The 25,655-nt window shown below is 43.2% G+C and carries 21 protein-coding genes and 1 pseudogene; 2 read left to right on the top strand and 20 right to left on the bottom strand.

What is annotated here, in order from left to right; all coding sequences use genetic code 11:
* Nucleotides 1-12: 12 nt before the first annotated feature.
* The 12 genes from E0E47_RS08195 to lptB form a co-directional block, all read right to left on the bottom strand.
* Nucleotides 13-309: an FtsB/FtsL family cell division protein gene (locus E0E47_RS08195; RefSeq protein ID WP_008625783.1), complete on the bottom strand. Its 297-nt coding sequence runs from the start codon at nucleotides 307-309 to the stop codon at nucleotides 13-15.
* Nucleotides 310-311: 2 nt separating this feature from the next.
* Nucleotides 312-1,967: an OstA-like protein gene (locus E0E47_RS08200; RefSeq protein WP_232038374.1), complete on the bottom strand. Its 1,656-nt coding sequence runs from the start codon at nucleotides 1,965-1,967 to the stop codon at nucleotides 312-314.
* The gene (locus E0E47_RS08205) at nucleotides 1,964-3,343 is read right to left on the bottom strand and encodes a peptidylprolyl isomerase (RefSeq protein WP_008625785.1); all 1,380 of its coding nucleotides are present in this window, start codon (nucleotides 3,341-3,343) and stop codon (nucleotides 1,964-1,966) included. The genes E0E47_RS08200 and E0E47_RS08205 overlap by 4 nt, the downstream gene beginning before the upstream one ends.
* Nucleotides 3,344-3,393: 50 nt before the next feature.
* Nucleotides 3,394-4,833: a peptidylprolyl isomerase gene (locus E0E47_RS08210; protein ID WP_130893420.1), complete on the bottom strand. Its 1,440-nt coding sequence runs from the start codon at nucleotides 4,831-4,833 to the stop codon at nucleotides 3,394-3,396.
* The gene (gene guaB, locus E0E47_RS08215) at nucleotides 4,830-6,308 is read right to left on the bottom strand and encodes an IMP dehydrogenase (protein ID WP_008625787.1); all 1,479 of its coding nucleotides are present in this window, start codon (nucleotides 6,306-6,308) and stop codon (nucleotides 4,830-4,832) included. The genes E0E47_RS08210 and guaB overlap by 4 nt, the downstream gene beginning before the upstream one ends.
* A 136-nt stretch (nucleotides 6,309-6,444) precedes the next feature.
* The gene (locus E0E47_RS08220) at nucleotides 6,445-7,065 is read right to left on the bottom strand and encodes a LysO family transporter (RefSeq protein ID WP_087944070.1); all 621 of its coding nucleotides are present in this window, start codon (nucleotides 7,063-7,065) and stop codon (nucleotides 6,445-6,447) included.
* On the bottom strand, nucleotides 7,065-7,340 hold the full coding sequence (locus tag E0E47_RS08225; RefSeq protein ID WP_008625798.1) for a LysO family transporter: 276 nt from the start codon (nucleotides 7,338-7,340) through the stop codon (nucleotides 7,065-7,067). The genes E0E47_RS08220 and E0E47_RS08225 overlap by 1 nt, the downstream gene beginning before the upstream one ends.
* Before the next feature lie 430 nt (nucleotides 7,341-7,770).
* Entirely contained in the window at nucleotides 7,771-9,954 is a 2,184-nt protein-coding gene (gene recQ, locus E0E47_RS08230) for a DNA helicase RecQ (RefSeq protein WP_008625799.1), read from the bottom strand.
* Between the two features lie 150 nt (nucleotides 9,955-10,104).
* On the bottom strand, nucleotides 10,105-11,340 hold the full coding sequence (gene clpX / locus E0E47_RS08235) for an ATP-dependent Clp protease ATP-binding subunit ClpX (RefSeq protein ID WP_130893421.1): 1,236 nt from the start codon (nucleotides 11,338-11,340) through the stop codon (nucleotides 10,105-10,107).
* 5 nt (nucleotides 11,341-11,345) lie between these two features.
* A complete protein-coding gene (gene clpP, locus E0E47_RS08240; RefSeq protein ID WP_130893422.1) occupies nucleotides 11,346-12,041 on the bottom strand; it encodes an ATP-dependent Clp endopeptidase proteolytic subunit ClpP in 696 nt (231 codons plus the stop codon).
* Nucleotides 12,042-12,174: 133 nt separating this feature from the next.
* Entirely contained in the window at nucleotides 12,175-13,530 is a 1,356-nt protein-coding gene (gene tig, locus E0E47_RS08245) for a trigger factor (RefSeq protein ID WP_130893423.1), read from the bottom strand.
* Nucleotides 13,531-13,620: 90 nt separating this feature from the next.
* The gene (gene lptB / locus E0E47_RS08250; protein ID WP_130893424.1) at nucleotides 13,621-14,430 is read right to left on the bottom strand and encodes an LPS export ABC transporter ATP-binding protein; all 810 of its coding nucleotides are present in this window, start codon (nucleotides 14,428-14,430) and stop codon (nucleotides 13,621-13,623) included.
* Nucleotides 14,431-14,560: 130 nt separating this feature from the next.
* Here lptB and E0E47_RS08255 point away from each other — a divergent pair, with 130 nt between their 5' ends.
* Nucleotides 14,561-15,307 (top strand): MlaE family ABC transporter permease, encoded by a 747-nt coding sequence (locus E0E47_RS08255; protein ID WP_008625809.1) that lies wholly within the window; start codon nucleotides 14,561-14,563, stop codon nucleotides 15,305-15,307.
* Entirely contained in the window at nucleotides 15,307-16,062 is a 756-nt protein-coding gene (locus E0E47_RS08260) for an ABC transporter ATP-binding protein (protein ID WP_008625810.1), read from the top strand. The genes E0E47_RS08255 and E0E47_RS08260 overlap by 1 nt, the downstream gene beginning before the upstream one ends.
* Nucleotides 16,063-16,219: 157 nt before the next feature.
* On the opposite strand, the gene E0E47_RS17555 is transcribed toward E0E47_RS08260, so the two are convergent.
* The 8 genes and pseudogenes from E0E47_RS17555 to E0E47_RS17310 all read right to left on the bottom strand — a co-directional run bounded on the left by E0E47_RS17555 (nucleotide 16,220) and on the right by E0E47_RS17310 (nucleotide 24,520).
* Entirely contained in the window at nucleotides 16,220-17,023 is an 804-nt protein-coding gene (locus tag E0E47_RS17555) for a TolC family protein (RefSeq protein ID WP_232038521.1), read from the bottom strand.
* Nucleotides 17,024-17,108: 85 nt separating this feature from the next.
* On the bottom strand, nucleotides 17,109-17,684 hold the full coding sequence (locus E0E47_RS17560) for a hypothetical protein (RefSeq protein ID WP_232038375.1): 576 nt from the start codon (nucleotides 17,682-17,684) through the stop codon (nucleotides 17,109-17,111).
* Nucleotide 17,685: 1 nt separating this feature from the next.
* The gene (locus tag E0E47_RS08270) at nucleotides 17,686-18,996 is read right to left on the bottom strand and encodes an HlyD family secretion protein (protein WP_130893425.1); all 1,311 of its coding nucleotides are present in this window, start codon (nucleotides 18,994-18,996) and stop codon (nucleotides 17,686-17,688) included.
* A gap of 13 nt (nucleotides 18,997-19,009) precedes the next feature.
* Nucleotides 19,010-21,217: pseudogene (locus tag E0E47_RS08275) on the bottom strand (peptidase domain-containing ABC transporter).
* A 3-nt stretch (nucleotides 21,218-21,220) separates the two neighbouring features.
* Nucleotides 21,221-22,333, bottom strand: coding sequence for a TlpA family protein disulfide reductase (locus E0E47_RS08280; RefSeq protein ID WP_130893426.1), 1,113 nt, complete (start codon nucleotides 22,331-22,333; stop codon nucleotides 21,221-21,223).
* 534 nt (nucleotides 22,334-22,867) lie between these two features.
* Nucleotides 22,868-23,971, bottom strand: coding sequence for a vitamin K epoxide reductase family protein (locus E0E47_RS08285; protein ID WP_130893427.1), 1,104 nt, complete (start codon nucleotides 23,969-23,971; stop codon nucleotides 22,868-22,870).
* Nucleotides 23,972-24,066: 95 nt separating this feature from the next.
* Entirely contained in the window at nucleotides 24,067-24,330 is a 264-nt protein-coding gene (locus E0E47_RS08290) for a cysteine peptidase family C39 domain-containing protein (RefSeq protein WP_172604678.1), read from the bottom strand.
* Nucleotides 24,317-24,520 (bottom strand): hypothetical protein, encoded by a 204-nt coding sequence (locus E0E47_RS17310; protein ID WP_172604679.1) that lies wholly within the window; start codon nucleotides 24,518-24,520, stop codon nucleotides 24,317-24,319. Before E0E47_RS17310 ends, E0E47_RS08290 begins: the two co-directional genes overlap by 14 nt.
* Nucleotides 24,521-25,655 lie beyond the last annotated feature (1,135 nt).

A 25,655-nucleotide genomic window follows, 5' to 3' on the forward strand; every position in this document is an offset into this window, starting at 1 on the left:
TTCAGAATATGCTTAAAACCGGAAACTTCCAGTCAATAAATAATGCCAAACGAAAAGCAACGCACCGATGACAATCAATGCTACTCCCCATTTCATAGGCTTACGCCCGCTTTCTTTCCTGCGCCGCAGGTGCTTTGTCCCTTTCACGAAAGTTCCACGGATATCTTCAGGATTGAACTCCTTCGGCGGCAACATGCCCAACTCCCGTTTGGCACGCTCTTCTATGGCCTTCAGTTTTTCTTTTCGTTCATTTATATATATATAAGGATGATGGAACTTTCGGGGTTCACGTGTCTTAAAGAGTGCCATAACTATTTCTTTTTGATTTGATCCAAAGATTGTAAAGGTGCCTTGTGCTTGTAAGACGCCTTAAGTTCCGTTCCGGACTTCTTGGGACGCCATACGAATATATCGTCTTTGTTCAACGGACGGATATAGTCAAACCAGGCAAAATTGGACAAATAGAGCCGGTTGGGCGGTATCATGACTATCGGATAGATTACCCCCGTGGAGGCCGGCATCCATATTTTCTCCATTTTCCGATCCTTCATGAACAGTTTAAGTTCCGTTGTTTCCGTATAGTTCAATCCTATCATCAAGCTGTCGTCGTCAAACATATAATAGTCGACATAAACGTTGCCGTTCACCCACGTCTCATACATCTCCCCGTCACGGAAATAGGAGATCATCTCTTTCCCCGCCACTTGATTGTAATGCACCGAGTCGATCCGCTCCACGGAAAGAGTCTGGTCTATGACATGAATCCGGTCTATGGTGGAATCATTCAAATAAACTTTAATCACCTCTCCCAACACTTGCTGCCCTCCGTTCCATACGATCGGATCGCGATACATCGTGATACAGGTATCACGCGAATCGAACACCAAAGAGTCGCAAACAGACTGGACATCCATACGGTAAGAACGCACCTTGTGGTAGCCCCGGACTTCGCGGTACATGCTATCGGTATCCATGTAGAAAGTGTACACCTTGAACGTATCGGCATGCATGTACATCGTATCACGTTGCGAATAATCTATAGCTACCGCACTATCCGTCGCCATGGAATAACCGGTACTGTCGTTGTAGTAACAATAATTTCCTGTCAGCATGTTCTTATTTACCTCGTCGGTGTAGACCACATTACGGAAACCTTCTCCCACACCGGACTTGCTGTCATAATACAAACTGTCGCCCACCATCTTGCGTCCCTTGTTGGTCACAATGGAACGGTCGAGCAGGATGGCTTCCTCTGTCTGAGTATTGTAAAAGCCCGACTCGGAATAAATATGATTGTCGCCGCTGTCGATATTGGAAGGACCGACAATCTCTGCCATACTCGTCTGGGTATTATAGTTCAACGTATCGGAAATCAACGTAAACTTCGGGTTCTCCAACTTCACATTATAATTAAACACGGCCTGGCGCGTAGGCGGACTATATTGCCCCCAATCGGAAGTCAGCACATTGTCCTTGTCTACCAACCTTCCTCCTTCGAAAAAATATCCCAGTTCATACAGGCGGTCGTAATCGAGACTGTCCGTATAGAGTTTGGATTCACGATGTGTCAGTACCACATTGTGGCGGACACGGGCCAACTGGTCCAAACCGTTATACAGCAACATGTCGCCCACCAAATCCAACGTATCCCCCTGTACCATCTTCACATGCCCGAAAGCATCGAATGAGTTCGTGGCCTCATAAAAACAAGCACTGTCGCAATACATCAGCACCCCGTCGTGTTGGAACTGTACATTCCCCGTCAATATTTGTGCACCGGGATGCCGGTACTGGTCATACGTAAGGTTATCCGTATGCAACAAAATAACCTTTGTCGCCGACTGCTCCCGCTGCGTCTGTTCTCCGGCATAAGACACCGCAACATAAAGCCCAAACAGGCATAGAATACAAAAGAAAAGTAATCTATGCCCGCCGTTTATTCTTTTATTCTGTTTTTTATCTTTCATTTTATCCATCCGGGATATTCAAAATCACAATCCCCCCAACCTTCGTTAATACGTATGTAAGTGGATTTCTGTTTATCTTTTATCCATTGATTGATTTTCTGTTCCTGCAACTTGGCCATGACCACGTCCTTCAGCACTTGAAAATCCTCCGACATAGAAGCCCGGTGTGCTTTAATATGCGTTTTCAATTTTACCACGGCACATACTTCCTTGCCCTTAGAGTTAACCATCAAGAAAGGATTGGAAATCTCTCCGGTCTTCATCGTGGAAACCACTTTGGCCACTTCGGCCGGCAATTCCTGTAACTGGAAACGGGAAGTACGGATTTGGTCACCCACCGACTGGTCGAACTTCACATTCGTCATCAATCCCCGGTTGTTACGGCTGTCCTTATCATCAGACAAGAAAGTAGCAGCCTCCTCAAAGGAATATTTCTCCTTACGGACATCCTCGGCTATTGAATCCATACGCACCATCGTCGTATCAATATCTGCTTGGGCCAACTTGGGCTTACGTAGTATATGACGTACTTTTACCTTATCTCCACGCTTGTCTACCAACTGAATGATATGGAACCCGTACTCGGATTCCACGACTTTCGATATCTTCTTAGGATCGGTCAAACTGAAAGCGACATTGGCAAAAGCCGGATCCAGTTCTCCACGCCCCACATAATCCATTTCTCCTCCATAGCGGGCTGAACCCGGATCCTCCGAATACAGGATGGCTAAAGTGGAAAATGAGGACTCTCCATTATTGACGCGGTCTGTATAATCACGCAATTCCGCCTTTACCCGTTCGATTTCCTCCTGAGGAATACGTGGCTGTTGCGTTATAATCTGCACTTCCACCTGATCGGAAATCCACGGCAAACTATCTTCCGGCATATCCTTAAAATAACGCCGCACTTCGGCTGGTGTCACCTTGATGTCCGAAGTCAAGTTCTCCCGTACTTTTTGTACCGTGTATTGTTCTTTAAGAGATTCGAACATCATCTCACGAATCTGCGTCATCGTCTTATGATAATATTCTTCCAACTTCTCTTTAGAACCGGCACGCATGATCAATTCATTCAAACGTGCCTCCATGCTGGCGGAAATCTGGGAATTATCGACTTCCACACTGTCTAACTGTGCCTGATGCAAAAATAACTTCTGTATGGCCAACTGTTCGGGAATGACACAATAAGGATTACCGGAGATGTTCGCCCCGAAATCCATACGGGCTGCTTCCACATCAGAACGCAAGATTGCCTCGTCGCCCACCACCCAAATAACTTCATCCACCACGTTATTCGGGCTTTGTGCAAACAAATGCATTTGTATCCCTCCAAAAAGGAATACAAATGCATATAATAACTTCTTAAAAAGATTCATATACTACTTGTTCTAAACTGCCTACGAAGATAATGTTATTCAAGGCTGCTTCAATGCTTGTTAACTGTATTTAAAACCTCTTTATATATTTCAACCTTATAGGTTTCCCGCAATCTGCGTACAAACTCCGCTTCGCAAGCTGCTTGATAATCTGAGACCACCTCCCCACGCACGTCTGTCCATTCTTTAGGTTTCTTCAACTTCTTGCCGTACACAGCCGTATACGGATAAGCCTGGGAAGCCTTGGGCTCTTTCTTTTCCTTAAAGACCAGATAATCCACAAAAGCATTGTCTCCTTTCTTAAACAAATTCTTTTCAACCCTGATTTGCTTTACGGAGTCCTGATTGAAAGATGCACGCAAGGTATCTATCCATTGAGCCTCATCCACCGATTTCAACAGTTTTCGTACGTCTTTCACCAACCCTTTGTCTTTGCAATGGTACACCACCCCTCTATAGCGCGGCTCATCCCATTTATACTTCGACCTGTGGGCCTTGAAATAAGCTTCCAATCCGACCGTATCCTTGGCGGCTTTGTCCCAAACCTCGCGCGTACTTATCTCATATAGCAAAAGTCCGTCGTGATACTCTTGAACCAGATACTTCAGGCTTTCGTCTTTAGCACAAAGCTCCCGCGCCTTTTGCTCTATCACATCTTCTTCTGTCAATTGTCCGGACGATCTTTTTACTAAAGAATCTATGGCTATCGAAGCCACACGCTCTTTAAGTCCCCGGCTTTCCAAAAAACGCTGCAATTGCGGCTTTAACTCCTCATACGGCTCAAGCTGCTTCCGGTCTTTCATCCACACGATATGGTATCCCATCGGTGACAGGAAAGGTTTCGACATTTCACCTTTATTCAGAGAAAAGGCAACATCCTCAAACTCTTTCAAAGTCTGCCCCTTGGCAAACCACCCTCCCAAATCGCCTCCTCGAGCGGCAGAACCTTTGTCGGCAGAACATTGCTTGGCCAAAGTTGCAAAATCAGCCCCCCGCTGCAAGGCTGTATAAATGGAATCTATGCGTTCTTTTGCTTTTGCCTGTTCTTCCGGCGTAGCTTTCTGTGCCACTAAAATCATGATATGGGCAGGATGTACCAAGCCGTCCGGGCCAATGGAAGCCTTCATTCCATCATAGTAACGCCTCAACTCTTTTTCTTCTGCCGACAACGACACGAAATAAGGACGTATCTGTTGGTCACGATAAGTCCGGAACTCTTTCTTAAAAGAAGAAAGCGTATCATAACGGGCATCTAATGCTGCTTCCACTTTCAACTTATAGTTCACAAACAAATCCACATATTCATCAACGGTCTTCTTATCTACGACATTCTCACCATTATTCTTATTAAAATTATACTCGAATTCCGAACGAGAGACATCCTTCCCATTGATTTTCATGACAACAGGATCATTCCCCTCTGCATATAAGATGCCCGTCAGGCATAACGAGCAACACCAAAGTGCAAACTTCCTCATCATTTTCATCATTCCGGACGACTATAATTCGGAGCCTCACTCGTAATAGTCACATCGTGCGGATGGCTTTCAAGCACACCGGCATTCGTGATTCTCACGAACTTCGCCTGATGCAATTCCTCTATCGTATTGGCACCACAATACCCCATTCCGGAACGCAGCCCACCTATCAATTGGAAGATGACCTCCTGAACTGTTCCTTTATAGGGTACACGACCGGCAATTCCTTCCGGGACCAATTTCTTCACATCTTTCACTGCCGCCTGAAAATAACGGTCTTTTGAACCGCATTCCATGGCTTCAAGAGAACCCATGCCCCGATAAGACTTGAATTTACGACCATTAAATATAATAGTATCGCCCGGAGATTCTTCCGTGCCAGCCACCAACGAACCAATCATCACACAATATCCTCCGGCAGCCAATGCCTTGACCACATCACCCGAATAACGCAATCCGCCGTCCGCAATCAAAGGAACTCCCGTACCCTCCAACGCACTGGCGACATCGTAAATAGCCGATAACTGCGGCACTCCGACACCGGCTACCACACGAGTTGTACAAATAGAACCCGGGCCGATTCCGACTTTCACACCGTCGGCACCCGCTTCCACCAACATTTTAGCAGCTTCTCCCGTAGCCACATTACCCACTACGATATCCACATCCGGAAATTCAGCCTTGGCGGCTTTCAATTTCTCAACCACATATTTGGAATGACCGTGTGCCGTATCAATCACAATAGCATCAGCTCCGGCTTCCACCAAGGCACGCATGCGGTCCAACGTATCAGTAGTTACTCCGACTCCTGCCGCCACGCGCAAACGCCCCTTCTCATCCTTACAAGCCATTGGTTTGTCTTTCGCTTTCGTAATGTCCTTATAAGTAATCAAACCAACCAACCGGCCATCCTTATCCACCACAGGCAATTTCTCAATTTTATTCTCCTGCAAGATTTTGGCCGCAGCCGAAAGGTCTGTCTGCTGATGCGTCGTAACCAGATTCTCTGAAGTCATCACTTCATCTATCTTACGGTCGGGATTCTGCTCAAAACGCAAATCACGATTCGTAACGATACCCACCAGTTTGTTTTCATCGTCTACAACGGGAATACCTCCGATATGATACTCGCTCATCATATTCAATGCATCTCCCACCGTACGCCCGCGTTTAATCGTCACCGGATCATAAATCATACCATTTTCCGCACGTTTCACAATAGCCACCTGACGAGCCTGCTCTTCTATGGACATATTCTTATGAATCACACCGATACCTCCTTCACGGGCAATAGCAATAGCCATTGGAGCCTCGGTTACAGTATCCATTGCAGCCGTGACAAAGGGAACTTTCAATTCAATGTGACGAGAAAACTTTGTGGTCAACTCCACCGTACGTGGCAAAACTTCTGAATAAGCGGGGATTAACAATACATCATCGTAAGTCAATCCGTCCATTACAATTTTATCTGCAATAAAAGATGACATAGGCTTTAAATTTATTGCATGCAAATATACGCATTTTTATATGAAATAGCGACTTTTTTTATTTTTTTTGTGATAAAAGGCAGCCATACCATTTCAAAAACAGCATGGCAGCCTTAGCACTTGTTTACTTCATGTTTCACAGACTACAAAAGAAGGATACGAATACAGGTACGCTTAAATCAATTAAAACGCCATGCAGAATAGCAATAGGCATCATATCCTTGCCGGAATAGCGCAGGATAGAAGGCAACAGCACATCCATCGAATTAACCCCTGCTGCCGAAATCGGAGCAAACTGCCCGAAACATTTACGGATGAGAGGAGTTCCCAACAATGCCATCATTTCACGAAAGATATTGGTCAACAATGCAATTGTCCCTAATTCAGTCGCCAACTGAAGGCCTAACGACGGTTCTTTAAACTGGGTAATCAAAATGGAAGACAAAGAATAGTAAGCAAAACCACTCCCTACCGCCATACAGTCAAACACACTCCATTGGCTTAATAACAAACTGGCTAAAGCCGAAAAGAGTAACGTTCCGATGATCGTACCCAAAGGAACAATCAACATTTTCGGAGTAAAATGAACCAACATACCCTTCAAGTCCTCATTGCTGCCTATATTGATGCCCACCTGAAACATCAAAGCATATAATATGTACATCGAAAGATTGTGCGTATCGAATTGCATGTGGGCACCAAAACCTATCAGACAACCTAACAAAAAGAACAAGCAAACAATCATACTTCCTTTCATCATTCTCCTCCTTTCCTAAAAAAAAGATAATATACCAACCAAGCTGCTATGATACTTCCCAACACACTGAAACAAGCCAACAAAGCCGCCTGTCCGCTGAACCGTCCCAAATTACTGACGATTAAACTGTTCGACCCAACCGACATCCCCAAAATAAAAAGCATAGCAAAAACAGTCAACGGAATGGTCTTCTCCGTTTTTCGCATGAGTTTCAAGTCACGCAACAAATAACCAGTCCCCAATCCGACAAACATAATAGATATAATCTTAAACATACACGAAACACATTAAAAGGGTAAGACATTCCGACCCGCCCTTCTCTCAAAGAACCAGCCGTACTTTCTAAAAATCTCACGAAAAAATGTTCGGAAAAAGAATAGCATCCTGCGTGCCCTTCATACGAACAGTACCACAGAGGAATTTATTCCGAACTTACCCCTTTCAAATAAAACCACTGAACCAGTGCACATGCACGAGGAAACGCTCGCAAAAAGGAGAAATCCTCTTTACGTCCCACAACATGTGATATATTAGGGCTTGTTGGTTCATGAATACATTTATTATAATACTGCACGGCAAAGATACGCAACTTCTACCGAACTACCAAATCATTCTGCAAAAACAATATGCCACAAAAAAGGGCGCAAACAGCTTTTGTTTACGCCCTTACTTCTTTATCTTTTTCAAAAATCGTTTCGCCTGTTATCAATTTGCCATCTCAGAAATAAATTTGATTCGCACCAAACGGACTTCTTCTTCTGTATAATCATCCCCCAACTCGTCCATGGCAACAGATAAGCTGTCCGTCTCCGACTCTTTGAAATAATCATAAATATCCAACAAATGGTCTTCGTCCATTGCCTCATCCAAGAAATAGTCGATGTTCAGTTTCGTCCCGGAATAAACAATCGCCTCTATCTCATCCAACAGTTCATTGAAATCAATCCCCTTAGCCGACGCAATATCGTCCAACGCCACCTTACGGTCGATACTCTGAATGATACTCACTTTCAACTTCGACTTATTGGCTACCGTACGTACCCTCAAGTCTTCCGGGCGCTCAATCTCATACTCTTCGCAATGTTGGCGTATCAAATCGCAAAACTCTTTTCCGTAACGTTTTGCCTTCCCGGCACCGACACCCGGAATGTTTTGCAACTCCTCTATGCTGACCGGATACATCGTAGCCATCGCCTCCAACGAAGGATCCTGGAAAATGACATAGGGCGGCACATCCAACTTCTTGGACATTTTCTTACGCAAGTCCAACAACGCATTGAACAACGCCGGGTCTGTCACGCCTGTACCTCCTCCGGAACGGCTTACAACCTCCTCGGCATCATCTTCAAACTCATTGTCTTCCGAAACCATGAAAGATTCCGGCTTCTTCATGAACTTACGACCTTTTGCCGTCAACTTCAGGATGCCGTAATTCTCAATCTCCTTCTCCAGATAACCGGCTATCAATGCTTGCCGGATTACGGCATTCCAAAACTTTTCCTCATGTTCGTCACCGCATCCGAAACACTCCAGATCGGCATGCTTATGAGCGATAACCTCGTCTGTCTCCTTACCAACTAATACATCTATAATATAATCTGCCTTAAAATTCTCTTTCACTGCTTGTACAACCTCAAGCAGTTCCTTTAATTGACTCTTTGCTTCCACTTTCTTTTTCGGGTGTAAACAGTTATCACAATTACCACAATTCTCCTCATGATATTCCTCACCGAAGTAATGCAACAAGAACTTACGACGACACACGGAAGATTCCGCATAAGCAGCTGTCTCCGAAAGGAGCTGACGCCCGATATCCTGTTCGGCCACAGGCTTGCCTTCCATGAACTTCTCCAACTTCTGAAGGTCCTTGTAGGCATAATAAGTTACGCATAAACCTTCTCCTCCGTCACGTCCGGCCCTACCGGTCTCCTGATAATACCCTTCAAGGCTCTTGGGTATATCATAATGAATCACAAAGCGTACATCCGGCTTGTCTATCCCCATGCCAAAGGCAATGGTAGCCACAATGACATCAATACGCTCCATGATAAAATCATCCTGCGTCTGCGACCGGGTAGCCGAATCCATTCCGGCATGATAAGCCCTCGCGTTAATGTCGTTCGCCCGGAGTATTTCGGCTAATTCTTCTACCCTCTTACGGCTTAAAGCGTAAATAATACCGCTCTTCCCCGGACGCTGTTTGATGAATCTGATAATATCCTTATCTACATTCTTTGTCTTGTTCCTTACTTCGTAATACAGGTTCGGACGATTAAAAGAGCTCTTAAACTCCTTGGCATCCGTCATCCCCAAGTTCTTTTTGATGTCGCCGCGCACTTTATCGGTTGCCGTAGCCGTCAAAGCGATTACTGGTGCCGTACCGATATCGTTGATTATCGGGCGAATCCGCCTGTACTCCGGCCGGAAGTCGTGCCCCCATTCCGATATACAATGCGCCTCGTCTATCGCATAAAACGAAATTTTCACATTCCGGAGAAAATCCACATTCTCGTCTTTCGTCAACGATTCCGGGGCAACATAAAGCAACTTGGTCTTCCCGCGCAGAATATCACTCTTCACCATATCTATCGCCCCTTTGTTCAGAGACGAATTCAGATAATGGGCAACGCCGTCATCTCCGCACACCGCCCGGATTGCATCCACCTGATTTTTCATCAAAGCAATCAAAGGCGATATGACAATCGCCGTACCTTCCATCAAAAGAGACGGTAACTGGTAACACAACGATTTTCCTCCGCCGGTAGGCATCAGCACAAAAGTATCCTTGCCTGCCAACACATTGCGTATGATGGCTTCCTGATCGCCCTTAAAGGTTTCAAAGCCAAAATACCGCTTAAGAGGTTCTGTCAAATTCAGCATTGTATCCATATCAATAGTTTTCCAATAAAATCAAACTCAGGTTTAACATTGTTGCCCCTAACAAAGTTATAAACAAACACCTCATATTTGCAAATTATTGGGAAACTATTTTCAGGATTTCTTCATTTCTTAACTCAAAATTCCGCGAACGCCCTCCTGTTAACTTGCTTTCAAACCGGAAAGGTTAGCCTTCTCCAATTGCTTTTTAGCATAATCCAATGTCACCTTGAACGTCTTTACTTTCTTGGAGGGGATTTCAAACATCGCATCCATCATGATACTCTCCATGATGGAGCGCAATCCGCGGGCACCGAGATTGTATTCCACAGCCTTGTCCACAATATACTCCAACGTATCTTCGTCAAAAGACAGCTTAATGCCATCCATTTCAAAGAGCTTGACCTGCTGCTTCACGATGGAGTTCTTCGGTTCCGTCAGTATATTGCGCAATGCCGTACGGTCGAGCGGATTCAAATAGGTCAGCACCGGCAAACGGCCTATGATTTCCGGAATCAGCCCAAAAGACTTCAAGTCCTGCGGAAGGATATATTTCATCAGATTAGACTTGTCGATATGCTGCATATTCTGCACCGAGTTATAACCGACCACATGCGTATTCATCCGTTGGGCTATCTTCTTCTCGATACCGTCAAATGCCCCTCCGCAGATGAACAGGATGTTACGCGTGTCCACATGGATGTAATCCTGATCCGGATGCTTGCGTCCCCCCTTGGGCGGCACATTGACCATCGAACCCTCCAGAAGTTTCAGCAGACCCTGTTGTACCCCTTCCCCGCTCACGTCACGCGTGATGGAAGGATTATCACTCTTACGGGCTATCTTGTCGATTTCGTCGATAAAGACAATACCCCGTTGGGCGGCCTGTACATTATAATCGGCCACCTGCAACAGACGGGATAGGATACTCTCTACGTCCTCCCCTACATAGCCGGCCTCGGTAAACACAGTAGCATCCACTATCGTGAAAGGTACATGCAATAATTTGGCTATGGTACGGGCCAGAAGGGTTTTTCCCGTTCCGGTGCTTCCCACCATGATTATATTCGATTTCTCGATTTCCACTCCATCGTCCGATGTCTGCTGTGCCAATCTTTTATAATGGTTGTAAACCGCCACGGCAAGATTACGCTTGGCATCATCCTGCCCGATGACATACTGGTCCAGATAAGCCTTAATATCGCGCGGTTTGGGCAACTCAGCCAAATCGAACCCCAAATCATCCTTCTCCTTGTGCTCCACGGGCAAAGAATCTTTCACAATCCGGTAAGCCTGTTGCGCACAGTCGCTGCATATAAAACCATTCACCCCGGTAATGAGCAAAGGCACATCGCGCTCCGCCCTGCCGCAAAAAGAACATGCTTTCTTCATTGCCATTGCATTTACGGATTAAGGACATCGTTAGCCGCTTCCGGTTTCTTACGGACCAAAACACTATCTATCATACCATACTCTTTGGCCTCTTGCGCCGTCATCCAATAGTCACGGTCGGAATCAGCCCACACCTTGTCGAAATCGGTATGAGAATGTTCTGCGATAATCGTATAAAGCTCTTTCTTCAATTTCTGAATCTCACGCGCCGTTATCTCGATGTCCGAGGCCTGTCCCTGTGCCCCACCCATCGGTTGATGGATCATCACGCGGCTATGGGTCAAGGCCGACCGCTTGCCTTCGGCTCCGGCCACCAACAGGACGGCTGCCATAGACGCTGCCATGCCCGTGCAAATCGTAGCTACGGGACTGCTGATAAACTGCATCGTATCATAAATACCCAATCCGGCATACACCGAACCGCCGGGCGAATTGATATAGATGGAAATATCCTTTCCCGGGTCCACCGAATCCAAATAAAGCAACTGGGCCTGCAATGTATTGGCCGTGTAATCATCTATCTGGGTTCCCAAGAATATGATACGGTCCATCATCAAGCGGGAAAACACATCCATCTGTGTCACGTTCAACTGACGCTCTTCCAGAATGTAGGGATTGAGATATTGGTTTTGCGCGCTCACTACGTCGTTCAGCACCTGGCTGTTCAAGCCCAAATGCTTCACTGCATACTTTCTAAAATCTTCCATAGTCAAACTATTTATGCGGAAAAAGGAAACACCTGAACAATCTTCCGCCATTTTCGAGCAAATGTACGAAAAATATGTCCGGGGGTTTCCTTCCTTATACTTATTTCACAAAATTAAACCTGCCCCGCTCGAATCAAGCGAACAACTTGTTGAAATCCTCTACGCTGATTTCTTTGTGGTTCAACTTCACGACATTCTTCAATGCGGCCGACAACTTGATCTCCACGCTGCGGTTTACCAAAGACTCTACCTGGTCTTGCTTTTTCAGCATTTCATTGGCGTAGTTGTCCAACATCTCTTCCGGCACGTTAATCATACCGTACTGGGCAAACTGAATCTTCGTGATATTCTTGGCCGTAGCAATCAAGTCTTCTTTCTCGACCTTGATACCATAAGCCTTCACCAACTGCTCCTTAATCAGGTGCCAAGTCAGCTCTTCGATGCTCTTGTCGTAATTTTCTTCCACGAACTTCTCGCCCTTGTCCGCATTGCTTACACGCATGAAACGTTTCAGGAAAGCATCGGGATATTCCAACTTGCCCACCTTGTTCGTCAGGTAAGTACGTACATCCAAAATGAACTTATAGTCACTGTCTGCCATAAACTGTTCTGCCAAAATCTCCTTGATTTTATTACGGAACGCTTCTTCGCTCGTTACCGTACCTTTTTCAAAGACTTGGTCAAACAACTCCTGATTCAATTCAGCTTCCTTGAAACGTGTAATCTCCTGCACTTGGAAACTGAAATCCGAAGTCATAGCCGACACATCTTCCTTCTTGATTTTCAACAACGAAGCGATTTCCACGTCATGGCCGTCGTATGCCTTGTTCGGATTGAAGACCAATACGTCGTTCACCTTGCAACCGTTGAACACGGCCTTCTGCTCGTCGTTCTTCATATATTCAGGCAACAAGACGGCATTTTCAACCTGTACACCACCTTCTTTCGTATTTCCATTCTCATCCAGTTCGGCCAACAGCCCCTTTACCATGTCCTTAGCTTCGTAGCTGTCCACATGGTCATAACTACCTGCACGTTGGGTGTACATCTTCACTTGGCCGTCGATCATTTTGTCATCCACCTGGATGTCATAATAATCCACCGTGTCTTCACCGCTCAGTTCAGCCTTGAACTCGGGAGCCAAAGCCAAATCGAAAGCAAACGAAAACTCTTCCATCGTATCGAAGTCAATATCCTGCTGACGGTCTTCGCTCGGAAGCGGCTCGCCCAAAATATTCAGATTGTTTTCCTTGATGTAAGCATACAGTTTCTCACCTAGCAACTTGTTTACTTCCTCCGCCGTAATATCCTTGCCGAAACGTTTTTTCAACAGTCCCATGGGCACTTGTCCCGGACGGAAACCCGGCATGCTTGCTTTTCTGCGGAAATCCTTCAAAGCCTTCTCTACCCTGTCGGCATAGTCGGCCTTTTCCATCTTAATGGTAAGCACCGCGCTCACCTTGTCAATGTTTTCTAATGAAATATTCATTTTGAAATCTAATTATTTATATATGATTACTATTATATTAATTTGTATTGCACAACAAGCGTGCAAAGATAGCCTTTATCTTTTAATAAATCAAAGCCCTTGCGCACTTTTTTCTTCATCTATCTTCTGGAAGTCTTTCAGGCGCAGCACGAAACTGTTCGTCAAGTATTTGGCACGAACGACCTCATTCTCTGACAATTCCTGAGGAGAACCCTGAAAAAGGATCTGTCCCTCGAAGAGCAAATAAGCACGGTCGGTAATACAGAGCGTCTCCTCCACGTTGTGGTCGGTAATCAACACGCCGATATTGCGCTTTTTCAGTTTCCACACGATATACTGTATATCCTCCACGGCAATAGGGTCTACGCCGGCAAAAGGTTCATCCAACATAATAAATTTAGGGTCGATGGCCAGACAACGCGCGATTTCCGTCCGTCTCCGTTCGCCCCCCGAAAGCCGGTCGCCCAAATTCTTGCGCACCTTCTGCAGGCTGAATTCCGAAATCAGGCTTTCCAACTTTTCCTTCTGGTATTCTTTCGGCTTGCCCGTCATCTCCAACACGGAAGCGATGTTGTCTTCCACCGTCATCTTACGGAATACAGATGCCTCCTGCGCCAGATAACCGATACCATTGCGGGCACGCTTGTAGACCGGGAACTTCGTGATTTCCAAATCTCCGATGAAGATACGCCCCTCGTTAGGCACCACCAATCCCGTAGTCATATAAAAAGAAGTCGTCTTTCCGGCCCCGTTCGGCCCGAGAAGCCCCACAATCTCTCCCTGCTTGACATCGAACGACACATGATTCACCACCGTACGCTTGCCGTACGTCTTCACCAAGCCCTCCGTACGGAGCACCAACCCTGCATTCTGACTGTCTTGAGAAAGAGTTTCTGCCATAAACTACAAATTTGCGTACAAAAATACGAAAATTGTATTAAAAAGCAGCCCCTTGCACAAAAGTATTTCCGCCCGCCGCCTCTTTTTAGCGGATTTTCATTAATTTTGTGTGATTTAAAAAGAATTGGACATGCTATTCAACAAAAGTTTGGCTACATTCGGCCGTTACCTGATGCTGATGGGGCGCACTTTCTCACGCCCCGAAAGGATGCGGATGTTTTTCAAACAATACATTAAGGAAATGAGCCAGTTGGGCGTAGACTCCATCGGAATCGTCCTCCTGATATCCTTCTTCATCGGCGCAGTAATCTGCATCCAGATCAAGCTGAACATCCAAAGCCCGTGGATGCCTAAGTTCGTCACGGGATATACGACCCGCGAAATCATGCTATTGGAGTTTTCTTCTTCCATCATGTGCCTGATATTGGCCGGAAAGGTAGGTTCCAACATTGCTTCCGAAATCGGCACCATGCGCGTCACACAGCAAATCGACGCCCTTGAAATCATGGGGGTCAACTCTGCCAATTACCTCATCCTGCCCAAGGTGTTGGGTATGATGACCATGATGCCCTTCCTGGTCTGTTTCAGTATTTTCTCCGGATTCGTAGGAGCTTATGCCACGTCCATCATAGGCCAGGTCATCACGATGGACGACCTGACGTTGGGATTGCAACATGACTTCAACGAATGGTACGTATGGATGGGATTCATCAAGTCCATCTTCTTCGCTTTCGTCATCACCAGCGTATCGGCCTTTTACGGCTATACGGTAGAAGGCGGTTCCGTGGAAGTGGGAAAAGCCAGCACGGACTCCGTGGTGAGCAGCAGCGTGCTTATCCTGTTTTCCGATGTGTTACTCACTCAATTGTTATCCTGATGATCGAAGTTAAATCGTTATATAAGTCTTTCGAGGACAAAGAAGTACTGAAAGACATCAACAGTGTGTTTGAAAACGGGAAGACAAACCTGATTATCGGTCAGAGCGGTTCCGGAAAGACGGTACTGATGAAGTGTATCGTGGGATTGTTCCGTCCCACCAACGGTGAGGTGCTTTATGACGGACGCGACTTGGTGACGATGAACAAACAAGAATGGAAGATGCTCCGCCGCGAAATGGGAATGATATTCCAGAGCGCAGCCCTCTTCGACTCCATGACCGTGTTGGAAAACGTCATGTTCCCGCTAGATATGTTTTCCAAGGACTCATATACCGAACGGGTGAAACGCGCCCAGTTTTGTCTGGACCGGGTGAACCTGCTCGAAGCGCAAAAGAAGTTCCCGGACGAAATCAGCGGCGGTATGCAAAAGCGTGTGGCCATTGCAAGAGCCATCGCCCTCAATCCCAAATACCTGTTCTGCGACGAACCGAACTCGGGTCTCGACCCCAAAACCTCTCTGGTGATAGACGAGCTGATTCACGACATCACCGTGGAATTCAACATGACCACTATCATCAACACGCACGACATGAATTCCGTAATGGGCATCGGAGAAAACATACTATATATATATGAAGGGAGAAAAGAATGGCAGGGCAACAAAGACGAAATCATGAACTCGACCAACGAACGCCTGAACAGCTTCATCTTCGCCTCGGACCTCTTCCGAAAGGTGAAAGAGGCCAATAAATGAGAATACCTCGCAATGCCTTGCTACTACCCAGTATAGTTTCCGAATAATAAAAGCATAAAATCTAATATATGAAAAGTCAGGAAAGACAGTTTTCTGCTTTTCATATATTACAAACGCTATAAAGATTCAAATAAACCCTTTCTGCCCAATTTAAGCACTATTCTTCAATATGTATAAGGCACTGATCCTGAAAATCGAAAAATGTCATCTGACGTATCTTATAAAAAGACAACCAACAAGCATATAGAGCACTTATATAATTTCTCCTCGCCTCTTTATCTTTAAGCATCCCTTCCCACAACACATCCACATCATCACGCCCCAAACGGAAACGTTCCAACGATTCACAGTACACCTTGTCGGCCAACTCCACTGCACGCTTGGAAGCTCGCCACACTTGTATCTGTGCATTATAATCGTTCACGGTTGAAATAATTTCTTCTTCCACAGCCAACACCTCCTGCCGCGCAGCACTTTCTACAACTTTGAGATTATTTTGTGCCATTTTATAGTTACCTTTCCTTATCCCCCAATCCACTAATGGAATCTTCACTCCAACCGACACCATATCCTGCTGCATCGGCCTCCGATACGCACTCCCTATTTCATCTGCAACTTGGTTAAACCCTACACTCAAGTCTATATTAGCTTCCATAAAACGTTCTTTCCGGGTTTTATCTACATTCTGTTGTGCCTCTATGATTTTCTGCTGTTGTTCTCGATATACCGGATGATTCTCACGCATATAATACAATGCTTTTTCCCTGAAAATGAAATCAACAGGAATGCCTTCCGGTACTTGGATTCTCACATCTTCCCCTTGTGGAAGATTCAAATAAGATGTCAAGGCAAAGGCGGCCTTGCTTCTTGTATTTTCATAAGTAATACAAGTATTTTTAGCTTCAATAAGAGCCAATTCCAACGTTAACAGTTCTGTCTTTGAAAGAGCATGCTGTTTCACTTTTTCCAAACCATCTTCATATAACTTTTGGCAAACCTCCTCATATTTCTCTGCCTGCTCACAATCCGCCATTGCTAACGCCAAATTAAAAAAAATAAGATACGACGGACACGGCCACCCCTTCCATATTATATATCAATTCTTTTTGAGCCAGTTCAAACTTTACAGGCTCTATCCGCCTTTCCCATTTGAAGGGATTATAACCCACCAAACTTTGGGAGTATCCCACACGGATAGGTACGGTAGAAAACTGGTTGGTCGTAATCTGGCCAAAATTACGAAAGAATCCGATTTCAGAATCTATATAAAATGTACCGCCCGTCCAATCCAGATTTTGTGTCACAGATAAATTGCCATACGAATATAAGGATTGCTGAGTACGATAGACATCCCTATCTAAATCAGATACATAGCGTTTCACAATATCACGATTATACTGCATCGGTACCATATTTAGCGTCAAACTCGGCAATCTCCTTGCCCGGTAATTACGATATTCCCAGAATTTAGACAAATATAGGTTTTGTGAACGGAATGCCTCTATAGAGCTGTCGTTCGCCAAACGTATGGCTTGAGGCAAATTCAATTCTATCGCTGGCAGATTTATGGCACCGGCCATCCAACAAATCATCCCCCCTACATATTTCCATCTTTTTTTCATCTTACCTATGCTCCCTTATGATTTTGCTGACAGGCTCTACGAATGTTTCTATCAACCTCTTGTCTTTGATAATAATCTGTGCCGTTCCTACCATCTGTTTCGACATCGGCAACTTTCTTTTGTAATTGGTTGTCAATCCTTTCGGAAATTCGATTTCTACGAAATAATTGCTTTCTTCGTCGGGAATATCCGACACCCCCTTCACCCGCCCTACTAAAAAGCCATATTCTTTATCCGGGAAGTTATTCAACCGGACATTCACTCGCTGCCCTTTTTCCACCTTTCCTGCTCCGGCAGCAGGCAATAAGGCTTTTCCTATCGGAGCATCCGGTTTTTCCGGCAAGACGATAAAGACTAATTCTCCTGCCGCAACATGCTGATTGCTGCTCCAGATTCCCATCAAATTCACATTCCCGGTTATAGGGCTTCTCAACACATAAGCTTGTTCCCAAGCTTTTAACTGAGCTTCCAACTGCTCCCCGGCCGCCCACAGGGCTTGACGACATGCCGAAGCAGTTTCTTCATATTGGTGCTCCAAATCCAATTCCGTTTCCTTTTCTTGAATCCGTTGCATACTCATTTCCTTTTGATTCAACATGTTATCCAACACACTTCTACGGCTCTGCAAATAAGCCTGCAAAGCCTCGTCATAACTCTCTTCCGATCCTATTTGTTTGCTGAACAACACCGAATCTCTAAGATATATCTTCCGGGCCACCTCGGCCTGCTTCTCTCCCAACATCATTTCTTCCCTTTTATGATGTTCCATATCTTTTCTTTTAGCCCGTTCCTCTTTTTTTAAGGCTATTTTGCGTGGATAATAATTCCTTTTTTGATAATTCAGGTAATTTTCCAAACTCTGCTTGAAAGCCAAAAACACCGACTGCCACTCTCCGGCCTGCCATTCTTTCCGTTCCAAAAACACCCACATCGAATCCACAGTAATTTTCCCACTTTTCCAATTATGATACAAAGTAGCTAATTCAGACATATCCCTGAAATTCGCCGTGTTCCGTATAACAGCCAAAACGGTTCCTGCCTCCACCCGTTCTTTATCTTTCACAGCCACAAAATCCAACTGCCCGCTACTGCGGGCATGCAACTCTGCCGGTGGCGTTGCCGTCGTCAATGTCACTTGGGCATTCAACGACTGTGGAAACTTAAAGAACCAGCTAATCCCCAAAAACAAAACCATAAGGAAAGCCATTACAGTGATACCCCAACGCTGTATCCATGGGGGAACCTGCCCCATGATTTCCTGCACCTCCTCGCTTCTCAGTTCTATCTGTTTCTCTTCTTTCAGTTCTTCCATATTCCCGGATTCTTTAGTTTCCCAGTTCCAATTGATTTTTCACCAATGTGTAATATGCCCCCTGCCGCTCGACCAATTCTTGGTGTGTACCCTCTTCTACCACATGTCCCTTATCCAGTACGATAATCTTGTCCGCATCTTTCACCGTACTCAAACGGTGCGCCACCACGATCACAGTCTTTCCACGGTAAAACTCCCGCAAATTCTCCATAATTACCTTTTCATTGTTTGCATCAAGGGAATTCGTAGCCTCGTCAAAAAAAAGGAATTCCGGATTTTTATACACTGCACGGGCAATGAGAATACGTTGCCTCTGCCCTTGGCTCACCCCGTTACCTTCCATACCTATTTTTGTATTATACCCCAAAGGTAAAGAGTTGATAAAATCTTGGATATTCGCCGTTTTTACGGCATGCCTCAACCGTTCCTTATCCACCTCGTCCGTACTTACCGCAATATTCTTGGCTATGGTATCAGAGAATATATAACCATCCTGCATCACGCTTCCGGTCTTTCCCCGCCATAAATGGGGGTTAATCATACTCAACGGGGTTTCCCCTATCTTTATATTCCCCTTATTCGGTTCATAAAAGCCCTGTAAAAGTTTGATAAGCGTTGTTTTTCCGCTTCCACTCGCGCCAACAATAGCCGTCACCTTGCGCTCCGGTACAGTCAATGTAATATCTTCCAAAGCATAATCACGGTCAGCCCCACTATAACTAAAGGTTAGATTTTCCACAAAAATATCCTTCACCTCCGGCAGTGTATCGATTTTCGATAAGATAGTCTGTTCCTCATCCTCCTTCCCATGCACCTCGTTGAGCCGCTCCAGACTTATTTTGGCATCCTGAAATGCCTGGGCAAAGCCTATGAAACTGCCTATTGGGGCTGCGACTTGGCCTATAATATAAGTGAGTGCCATCATCATTCCTAATGTCATCTCTCCTTCCACGACCGCCTTGGCCGCCAAATATGAGATGATGATACTTGTAGTTTGTGTAAAAAACACAGAACCCACTTGTTGTATCTGCCCAATACTCAATCCCTTTATACCGATTTTGAACAACTTTACTTGTATGCGTTCCCATTCCCAACGTTTTTGTTTTTCACAATTATTCAATTTGATTTCCTGCATACCCTGTATCAACTGGATAATTTTACTCTGCTCACTGGCAGCTTGGTTAAAACGTTTGATGTCCAGCTCCCGACGGTACCTCATGAACGACAAAACCCACAAAACATAAAGCGTATTTCCAAACAAGAAAATTCCCAAAATCAAAGGATGATAATACCCCAAAATAGCCCCGAACACGAAAAAATTAACGATGGAGAACACTATACTGATGGAATTTCCCATGAGAAACCCTTTAATACGTCCATGATCGCCAATACGTTGCATTATATCCCCCGTCATCTTCGTATCGAAATAATGCTACGGAAGTTTCATCAACTTCATCAGGAAATCTGAAATCAAAGAGATGTTAATACGGCTATGTATATGCAATGAAATCCAACTTTGGATAAAACCCACTGCCAATTGGGCTACGAACAACATGAGTTGGGTTATCAAAATCAGCGTAATAAAACTCAAATTATTATCCTGTATACCTACGTCCACCAATGATTGGGTGAGGAAAGGAAACACCATTTGCAATCCGTTGGCTACAACCATCCCTAAAATCAACTGGGCAAACTGTCTTTTATAAGGTGTCAGGTAACGGACAAAATATGCCAAGTCCCTTGTCTTGCCACTATTTTCTTCTGGAATTTCCCAAAAATCGGTTCCTGGTTCTAACATTAAAACCATTCCTTCTTTCTCTTCATTTTCATTACAAGTTGAAATCCAACACTTCAGGAATTCTTCTTTCGTATATTTTAAACGCTGAGAAGCAGGATCAGCAATGTAAATTGTGTATTTTCCCTTTCTTCGTTTTTTGATATCATAACACACAACAAAATGATTCTGATTCCAATGCAAGATACAAGGCAACAGTACATCTTCCGCCAATTGCTCAAAAGTAATTTTCACCCCCACCGTACGGAAACCGATAGCCTCTGCAGCATCACTAATCCCCAACATCGATACTCCTTCACGAGTTATAAAACAACGTTCACGCAAGGTTTGTGCCGAATAATATTTACCATAATATTTGGCTATCATCCTCAATGAAGAAGGGCCACAATCAATAACGTCTTGCTGACTATAAAAAGGGAAAAACATAATTCACTTCAATAAAACCGCATTCTTTAAAAAAAAATCCTCTATCACATCTAAACTTCCAGATACAACAATGCTTAAATCAGATTTCGTTAAAATATAAAAAGGCAGAGCATAACTCCCCAAAAAGTCAACCAAATTTGTATTCAGACGAAAATTAAGCCAATCTAACTCATGTTTCCTTATATGAGAAAGCCACTCTTCCTGTTCTTGCTCAGAATTACAAGATAAACCTACTATTAAAACATTATCTTTACCAATATTTTCTTTAAACCTTTTAAGTTCAGGTAATTCTGCGACACAAGGAGCACACCATGTAGCCCAAATATCAAAAAGAACAAAGTTCTCGGTTCTTATCAAATCCGACAAGATGCCATCCTTTCCATTTTCCGTTTGTACATGAACACCTCCAATTTTTTTTTCGGACAGCGCATATTTATTCAGATTCAAGTATTGTATAGACTCTACCTTGTTACAATATTCACGTACGGTATGACATAAAACAGAATCTCTATATAAAACATTAAAAGGATTTGATAAAATATAACTCCAATCATCATAATCCAATTCTTGCCAATATTTATTCAACAAAGCAACCCCATAATCAAAAGAAGACCAATTCCTTAAAACCAATAACTTTTGATATCTCGCATATCCAAGTATCATTGCCTGCATAGCCTCCTTTTCTTTTATGTTTAAAAAAGATTGACTTGAATTAATTTTTTTATATATATTTTCAAGCTCCACGAATGGATTCTTAAACAGCAGAAATAATGAATTATTCCATTCCGATCCATAAACATTACAAATAGAATCAATTTCTACCCTTAAATCACTTCCATCTAAAAATAGTTCTGTTGAATACAAAATATCCCCATTCAATTCACAATGCAAATCAGCCAGTTCCACCTTTGGAACTTCCCCCTTAAAAAAGAAGCACCCATCAGAAGTAAGCATCGTATCTCGTTTATATATCCCAAGACCTGAATAATGGGATAACACAACACGGCATTGCTCGTATTGATTTGGCAATGTACCCCACACATTATACTTTATCCTTTGACCATAAAAGGAACTCATAAAAACAAATACATATATTATAAATAAAAAACACCTCATTTCTGATTTTTTTAAGAATATCAACTTGTGCTAAAATTATTTTTATAAAAAATCCCTTAACCCAACATGCAGCCATCTTCACTACCAAATAAAAGAGCCATATCATTACTTTTAAAGTTCAATACGGCTCTTTTATATTAGAGTTTATTAGAATAAGAACAGGGGGAATCCCCCTAAAACCTTATCCGATATAAGGTCTATTCATCAATTACAAGCTGTAGTTTTTTTTAAGTGCTTATTTTAACACATCTCTACAACAGTAAGGGATTAAGAGCATTGGCAGCGCGGCACTCCAGTCTGAGGGTTTGTTAAATTCAAACAAATCATCTTAATTCCGTCAATACGAGTAGGACAAGAACCAGCACAACCTAGCCCCTTCCGAGCACACTGCCCTCCGGCTCGAATAGAGATGTCATTCGATTGTCCACCCCGAACATTTTCTAATTGCGAACGTGTTAGCATGTTCGCTTTAAACTTTAATAAATCTGTTTTCATACCTACATATTTAATTATTAAACAAATACATATAACCTTTTAATCTAATAGGTTACATTTTATATCATCAATTGAATATATATCAGGCACTAATTTACCATTTATGTAAAAAGTAGGAGTATTTTCCACCTTCATGTCTTCTGTCCATATCCGCATTTCATTTATTTCTTCAGCATATTTAAACAGACATTCTTTTTTCACAGGATAAAGTTTATCAAATAATTCATATGTCATATTTTCAGACAAGTACCAAACATCTAACGCGTTACGTAACTCTTCTTGACTCATAGAAGAACGAAGGCATAAAAAGTGGCTTACCACATTCAATCGTCCATCATTTATATCTGAAGTCGTAGTAAACACCATCTGCAAACACAAATTCGGATTAAGATCCAATAATTTTTCTAATACACGATGCGATTCCGCACAAGCCTTACAAAAGGGATTACAAACTTTAACCAAATGAATTTTCCCATTCGGGTTACCTAATGTAATCCCCAAGTTTCCAATTGGCAACATATTACTTTCCTGCTTATCAAGCATAGCCTTAAATATAACAGAATCCCTTTTCATTAATTGATAAGCATAAAAAAAGAACTCACCAATCTTACTCTTTTTTATCAAATTAAATAATATGTACATTACACCAAAAGTAAGCATTACAGAAACCGCATAAGTCCAAGTATATGAAAAATCAACTTCACTTAAACGAACATTATAAAATCCACCAATAAAAAATAATATGACAATTAGAACTAAAATAACTTGAACGGATAAACAGAGTGGACACCACTGCTTTACCACATATTTTTGATAAATTACAGAATAAACAGGATAAACTGTAGAAAAAAGACTTATGTACGACAAAACGGTCAAATAACCTAGATCCACAGAGGGTACTGTCACCAAAGTCAATAAAATTCCCCCAAAATAACTACTCCCCCACACAGACCATGACACTCCACAAAAATGCGCACCTACAGAATTCAAAACAGCCTGACAACTTACTTTTCTCCCCGCTTGACACACTTTAGATAAAGAAGGATTAAATTGGTCAATTTCATAAAACATCAATAATACAGAAACGAACAATCCTATACTAAATAATATGACTAATAGTAAAGGATACAAAGAAAACCCCATAAGACTTATCTTTATACCAAAAGCAACCAACACCAAAGGAAAAATGACTAATATAACATATTGCCACAACAAAGAATATTTCTCTTCTTTTCTTTTTAAATGATATCCCTCCTCTTCATACGGCCTAGTTTGCTTAAATGCGTATCACACACTAAAATACAACCTGTAAAAAGCTCCCAAAAAGCCTCTTCCGTAATTTGTTCTTTAGTATGAGACATCGGATTATACCAAAAAACCTTCTCGTGTTCGATTTTATATACAATTGCAAATAAATGATTTTTTGTGTATTTATTGTAAATCTGAACTACACACAAATCATGTAATTCCTTTATATTTTTTTTGTTTTCATCTATTTGCATTGATTGGTTTTTCACCCCCCCAAAAAGATAAAATATCAGAGATAGCCAACAAGCTAGAATTATTCGGATGTGATAATAATTCCTCATGAATTGTCCGCTTTGTAACTTTTAGTGAAAGACAATCATATAATTCCATTAAGATTTCTTCCACATTCCCCATTGGCCAAAATATATCATCTATCTTTTTCACAACGTCATATATTATTAAAAACAATATTTATAAACGCAAATATAATACTATAATTTAATAATGACAATTATTTATTGCTGTTTTTTATATTAAGATTCCTGTCCATGGAATCCAAGAACACCACACAATAAAGTTGAAGACAAGCCACCAATGGGCATATTTACCTACAGAAGCTTTATTCAGCGACAAGATGCTGAAATATGGGCATTCCATCATTATAAAAAAGAGAGCAAGAAAAGTGAATAAAATCCCTTTGGATTCATCTGCCGGAAAAACATCGCACAGAACTTGGCATGCCGAATGCCAATCTTGATGGCAATCATACAGTGGCTATACATGGTGAAGAAAAGTGAGTTATCAGGAAAGAAAAAACTAAGATGACCAAAGTTCTTTATACCACAAACCGACAGGGAATACAGATTACCGCGTCTTCACCCAAAAAGCAGAGAACATCATGACATTGAAAGTGCAATACAGACCACAATAGAAGACCTTACAAAAGGAGATAAAAATATGATTTTTGCATCGAACATCCGGATTTTTCTTTGTAAATAGCAAAAAACGCCCATACATTCTGAGCCAAACGATTTTTCAATCTGCTGAAAACTGTTTTTAGATATGCTGACATCCGTTTGCGAGGCTTTGCCGTGCCAAATATCAGATAAAAAGGAGATATGGATGTTTTCCGGAAGATATTCTCCGCTTCTCCACCTCCCACAAACAGTTTTTCACCCAGAAAGGTTCGCATCCTTCAGACTACCTCTGTACCAATGCTTTAAGGTGAACTTTCTGACTTTACATCCTTCACCGGGATTTCACTGGGAAATGAGGAAACTGCATACTGGCTTCGATTTACAAATGTAAAGCATCTGGTAATCAACAGGGTTACGGTGAAGGGCTTGACAAAGGCTTTTTCATTTCGTATATTTGCAAATGAACCCTAAACATAACCACTATGGACTTCAAAAGAATTGCACATCATGCCGTAAGGCGGTGGAACGAAAAACGAAAGGCGGAAAAGGCTGCGGGCACGCCACGCACAGCCGCACCGCAGGCCGGAACGCTCCCAAAAGCCGCCAACCTCGAATCCGCCCTCGGCAGCTTCCTCGCCGGACGATACGGGTTCCGCTTCAAC

This window comes from Paraprevotella xylaniphila YIT 11841, assembly GCF_900683745.1.
Lineage (GTDB): Bacteria > Bacteroidota > Bacteroidia > Bacteroidales > Bacteroidaceae > Paraprevotella > Paraprevotella xylaniphila.